Origin of the sequence: Vibrio splendidus (genome assembly GCF_002873455.1) — a bacterium.
Classification (GTDB): Bacteria; Pseudomonadota; Gammaproteobacteria; order Enterobacterales; family Vibrionaceae; genus Vibrio; species Vibrio splendidus_J.
On record NZ_MCUN01000026.1, the window covers coordinates 1 to 5,345 of the forward strand.

Genomic DNA, 5,345 nt, shown 5'->3' on the forward strand with positions numbered 1-5,345 from the left:
ACTGATTTAGGCAACAACGCCGTGTGGGAGTAATGCATCCCATGCCTTGGAAAAATATCGTGATAGTACCGAAAAAGTCTTTATTCACTATTTTCTTCCATTAGCAATGCTATTTTTAGTGTCGTTAAAGGAAGTAAATGTGGGGGCTGCGCTTGGGTACTCTGGGGTTTATTATTTGCTTGCTTTAGCCTTTATGATCTGCGTGAATGTATTTTTTAAGCGGCAGAAAGCTGTTGAACAGGGCGAAGCATTGAGTATGGCTTTTAGTGCTAGCTTTTCTAATTTGGTTTTGGTCGGAGTACCTTTATTTCTTTGGTTAGACGAAAGTCTCTTGATTAGTTTGATCTACATGATTATCCCTTTGCATTCGATCGTTTTGTTTCTTTTTGCCTCCTTGATGAAAGCGGCTCAGAATCAGGGTAATCAGCGATGTTTGAGTATTCAGAGCATTCCGTTTTTGTCGTGGGCGATGCTAGTAGGCGTTGTATTGTCACAGTTACATGTATGGGATGGGGGTTGATATGGAAAATGCTAAGTCCTATATCGTGAATACATTACAGCTAGGCTCTATTTGGGTGCTGAGTTCTCGTTTAACACGGGGCAAGTTTGATTGTAATTGCTTCAAGTCAGCAGTGTCGATGACATTGGCAAAAACGATAGTGATGCCAGCGTTTTTCTTCATTGCTCTGGTTCCTTTTTCTTTCTCTATGGCGGTTCAAATGGCAATGTTGGCAGGACTACCAATTGGGTTGAATACCATGGGTTTTACCGTAGGTGCTAGCCATGAAATGAAGCAAAGCCTTTCTTTAGCGTTGGTGATATCCACTGTACTTTCGCTGCTCTTTATTCCAATTATGTTTTACTGTTTTCAGTTGTGATATTACTGCCTTTATACTGCATTCGGTTAATAAGAGGGCAGTAAAGAAGGTGGTATTTTTATTGTGTATTGAGATTATGATGTGTTTGAGGTCATGATGCGTATTAGGCTAATGAGAGCAAAAAAACGGGTGCAGTTCCTTTCGGACGACGACTTCCGGTGACCATTTAGGCCGTCGCCGTGAAGGGGCTTTGTTGAAACTCCCGACTTGTGCTCCTGTTTAATTTTTTACTGAAGTTGCCTCTATTGATACCCAAGATTCTAGTGGCCTTTGATTGGTTGCCGCGTGGGTTATCAACTCAGTAAATAAGATTTCAAGCACAGTGGGCGTTATCCAAGACATATCTGGTGTTGCTGATTTGCTATCAAAACAAGTTGGTTGTAATTCTTCTCGGATAAGCTTTTTCAATTGATTCTTATTGGTAGGAGGTCATTCAAATTGGTTGGATTCTACGGGTAGTGAGAAGATTATCTCGATTAATGATTAAACGGAGTTTAACGAAAATCCACTTGACCCGCACGTTAACCTAACCTCTTTCCGGTACAATTTGATGCATCGTACTAGATCTTTACAACTAGCTTTACCATACCTGTAGTTATTCATTAATTGCTAATTTAACAAAACCACTGACACAGAAATGTCCAAGAGTTTCTTAGGTTGAATTTGTACCCTTGGCACTTTCTAGCTCGAAAATGCCCCAAGACGTGTTTAGAGCGCATGAAACCAATGTGAGATTTATTTGTGCAACAAGCTGCATTGCAAGTTCCAATCCCAGTTTTGCAACAGCCTGTTGCAAAAATCACTATGAAGCACTTCTGCTCCAAATTTTCTTACGATGGGTTGACCTTACAGTTCTGTTAAGCATCATTTGACCAACTTTTTCCTAATGCCAGTAGAGTATCTAGCTGTTTCAGGCCTTGCCATATACATCAATATTAGACTTAGCGAAGGTGAACCATCTGGCTCTAGTTCATCAAGAATTTTAAATGATGGAGAAATTAAATGCCTAGCGGTCCCCCCTAGGTCTCAACGGACAATAAACAGTGTTTAGAGCAATTTTGAGGTCAAGCACAGCTTTCAGTAGCCCACCTTATAGTCAATAATTTAGGTGAAAAATTGGGGGTTTCTACGCTGTTTAAATGCGGATAGAATTTTATGTAATCCCTCAGCTTCTAGTAAATAAATGTTTATCTCTGTATCCATATCAGCTGCAGCAACGAAGTCATCGGGAAATGCAGGTGCAACATTGATCGACTCGATGCCCGTTGGCTTCACAGCGCTTAACATATGCTTTAACTTGCCTAGATGTTGAAGAGCATTTGGAAAATTGTCAATTTTTCAATGACTTTGTTTCACCAACGATAACATCATCATTTTCTAACGAAATGATGATGTTAGCTTTGTCTTTAGCTGTATTGATATCTTTTCTCAAATCCTCATCAACAGTCATGCCTAGTTGCTCTAGAATAGAACGAATCGCCTCCTCAAGTTTCACACCGAAATCTGCTTCTTCGATATCAACACCTGCTGATTGAAGTCCTTGAAGGTCATGACAGGCCAAAAGGTGATAGTTTTCGATGAGTCGATCGTTCAATCTGATGAGTTCGCTCTTAAGCGCTTAAGACAATCAACTTATTTTTTCTAATCAGATTTAAACAATTTGGAGTAATTGCTCTAAGTCATTTATATCTGTACGACCTCACGTCGTACGCCCCAAATGATTTAGAGTTAGTAGTCATTTAGGTCATATTAATATGAATCGCTCCTGCTAAAAATGCTCCGTTTTCATGATGCTTGTCACTTAAGTATTGCCTAATATATTTATATGGACTTGTTATGATTCAACATACTCAGATGTATCCCATAATAACGATAATAACCAATAATATTGCTGCCAATAAACAACAACTCCATCAGCACAGCGGTAGGAGAACCTACAAGATAATTGTGTATTAGCCAGAGCAAAGTTCCGAAAATCATTAATTGACGTAAACGTTGATCACTTTGACAAAATGCAGCAGTGGTCTGAAATAGCGTTCCGCCAAAACTAAGCAAACTGATAAAGTCAACAAAGGTCACCACAGTGATCACTACCGCAGATGTTAAAAATAGGAGCATCAATTTTTTTGATGTAGTAAAAATGCTAGTGAAATAGCGAACACTCGCGAGTAACATTAAGCTTGCAGCGGTCCATTGTTCTAGTAGAGCAAAGTGGGTGCTAATCAGGATGCCTGATATACATAAGCAACAGACAATTTTTTGTCTTTGTTTAAATTGAAATGATATCAGATCGAATACAATGGCGATTGCTATCAATACTTGGGACCAAAGAAATGCCGACATGCTTCCCTCCTACAAAATTTATGATAAATATGGAGGTGGGATTATGCGTACATATCCCAAAGTAGGAATTAACTAAAGTTAATTCCTACTTCTTATATTTAGTTTTTAATTCTGGCTTTCAATCTCGATAGGCTGACAGGGCTGATACCGATATAGCTAGCTATCTGAATGTTATTAAGTTTGATTAACCAATTTGGCCAATACTGCAGTAAATGCTGGTACCTTTGCTCAGGGGTGTGGAGTAATAGCAGAGCCTCTTTTTGCTCTTTGAATATTAACTGTTGTTGTAACAGTGTGACTTTGGCTTGTAAGAACGAAGGCAATGTCAGTAAATTCAAGGGGATTCTTATCACTTCTGCTGTTGTAATTGCTTCAATTTGATATTGGGCAGACATTTCCTGTAACCAACTTGAATAGAGGAAACATAGTTCACCTTTAAAATAAAACTCTTTGCATCGCTCCTGACCATTCTCACCGTAATGACAAGCTCTAAGTATACCGGACATGATAAAATAACCATAGTCCTGCTGAGATCCCTGTGCGAGCAAAATATCTGATGGGTTCAGTGAGAGCAATCTAAACTGAGTTGACAGGGATTTAACCGCTTGAGGCGGAACACCCATATCAGAAAAATAATCAGTCACCTCTGTGAACTTGCCCAACATAAAACAGGTTCCATATTTGCTTTGTTTCGCCAAGACTAACACATTTAATCACTAGAAATATTTAAGATACTAATGATTATTGGTGTAATTCAGTGGTGAAGTGAAGATGGCGACTTGCTAAGACGTTTTCAATACAAAACCTTATCTAGAGATATACAAACTGAATTAATTTTCTAAATCGTTTATGCCCCAAAAACATTTAGATTAAATACTCTACACAATTTAGAGGGCGTGCGTTTACCCTACTAAAACTTATTCGATTGAGTTGATAACCGTTCATTCTCGTCATTAGGCTACATCTTGCAATCTAACTTCCCTTCATGTGTCATAACTTATTGATTGTCAGTTGAGTTAATATTAAAATGATGGCATTGCCGAAAGATGAAAGACGACAATTTGTCGCCTAATAAGCGTTATAAGCTTTGGTCGAGAGAGGTCAAATGACAATAGTAGAGCAAATAGTTAATCGAGAAATTGAAGCTGTAATCGTATATGAGTCTAGTGATGTTATAGCCTTCGCTGATCATGATCCTATTAACTTTGGACACATACTGATCTGCCCAACCTACCCTTACGAAAGTTACATTGAATTACCAGACCAAGTTCTTACAGAAATTCAATCGGTGGCCAGAGACCTCTATCAACGTATTGAGCGAACTTTTGAACCAGATGGTATATCTTTTATTCAAAATAACGGTAAATTCAATGAGCTTTCACATTACCATCTCCATATTTTTCCTAGGTTTAATGGTGACAAATTTGGGTGGAAAAGTAGTGAGATTGGAGTTCAAAGCATAGAAAAACTGCGCGAATCTCTGGCACGCTTATAACAAATAAGGATAAGTGTCGCCCAGCCGACACTTTATCTGGTTGTTGAACAAGCCCGTCACGGTGACACCTTTATTAGTGATTTGCTCAGTCTGAGCAAGAGGGGTTTAGGCTCCCCTCGCGTCTTCAAGCCGAATGAAGCCATTGAGCCGATCATTGACGACCTGCCCAAGCCGATAGTTGTCCTGTGTCTCTTTTACGTGTTAGACCTCCGCGGTGTTCATTGCACCATTATCCTTATAAGCGAGCACCTTTCGGCTCGTCAGCTGGCTAGCTCGGTCGGGTGATCCCAACGCACACCATTTCGTGCTCGCAACAAGGGCACGTTCGTACGGCTTTGCTGCGCACAGGGAGAGACGTTAGCATCGGACAGATCCACTGTGGTGCCAGCAAGAGTAAGATAGCCAGCCTTAACCGCCTCGCATTGCCATGCATAAATCCATAGTCTCGAACCCGTTGCAGCCCTTTGGGCAGCACGAACGAACTAATGGGGTCAAGTCTTGCCTTTTGCCTAACCATGTTTTCTATACCTGAAGTAATCAGAAAATACAGTGTGCTCCGTAGATCGTAACAAGCTTTTGTCCATTTCCTTCCAACTACAATCGTGATAACCAAATTAAAAAGGAGGTCA

The 5,345-nt window shown here is 39.9% G+C and carries 6 protein-coding genes and 2 pseudogenes; 3 read left to right on the forward strand and 5 right to left on the reverse strand.

What is annotated here, in order from left to right:
- Positions 1-46 precede the first annotated feature (46 nt).
- Together BCU75_RS18370 and BCU75_RS18375 are read left to right on the forward strand one after the other, a co-directional pair.
- Complete coding sequence (locus BCU75_RS18370) at positions 47-520, forward strand: hypothetical protein (protein ID WP_133148302.1); 474 nt, start codon at positions 47-49, stop codon at positions 518-520.
- 1 nt (position 521) lies between these two features.
- Positions 522-878 carry a hypothetical protein gene (locus BCU75_RS18375; RefSeq protein ID WP_102465131.1) on the forward strand — a complete coding sequence of 119 codons (357 nt, stop codon included), beginning with the start codon at positions 522-524 and terminating at the stop codon, positions 876-878.
- A 166-nt stretch (positions 879-1,044) separates the two neighbouring features.
- On the opposite strand, the pseudogene BCU75_RS18380 reads toward BCU75_RS18375, so the two are convergent.
- From BCU75_RS18380 to BCU75_RS18395, 4 genes and pseudogenes are all read right to left on the reverse strand, one after another.
- Positions 1,045-1,286, reverse strand: a pseudogene (locus BCU75_RS18380) (helix-turn-helix domain-containing protein).
- Positions 1,287-2,208: 922 nt separating this feature from the next.
- Positions 2,209-2,472 (reverse strand): hypothetical protein, encoded by a 264-nt coding sequence (locus BCU75_RS24640; protein ID WP_029203029.1) that lies wholly within the window; start codon positions 2,470-2,472, stop codon positions 2,209-2,211.
- Between the two features lie 227 nt (positions 2,473-2,699).
- Entirely contained in the window at positions 2,700-3,221 is a 522-nt protein-coding gene (locus BCU75_RS18390; RefSeq protein WP_016799669.1) for a YgjV family protein, read from the reverse strand.
- Between the two features lie 98 nt (positions 3,222-3,319).
- Positions 3,320-3,886 carry a Crp/Fnr family transcriptional regulator gene (locus BCU75_RS18395; RefSeq protein WP_102291320.1) on the reverse strand — a complete coding sequence of 189 codons (567 nt, stop codon included), beginning with the start codon at positions 3,884-3,886 and terminating at the stop codon, positions 3,320-3,322.
- A 440-nt stretch (positions 3,887-4,326) separates the two neighbouring features.
- Here BCU75_RS18395 and BCU75_RS18400 point away from each other — a divergent pair, with 440 nt between their 5' ends.
- Positions 4,327-4,716 (forward strand): HIT family protein, encoded by a 390-nt coding sequence (locus tag BCU75_RS18400; RefSeq protein WP_017100563.1) that lies wholly within the window; start codon positions 4,327-4,329, stop codon positions 4,714-4,716.
- Between the two features lie 268 nt (positions 4,717-4,984).
- Here the strand turns inward: BCU75_RS18400 and BCU75_RS24865 are convergent.
- Positions 4,985-5,203, reverse strand: a pseudogene (locus BCU75_RS24865) (IS91 family transposase); the annotation flags it as partial.
- Between the last annotated feature and the right edge of the window lie 142 nt (positions 5,204-5,345).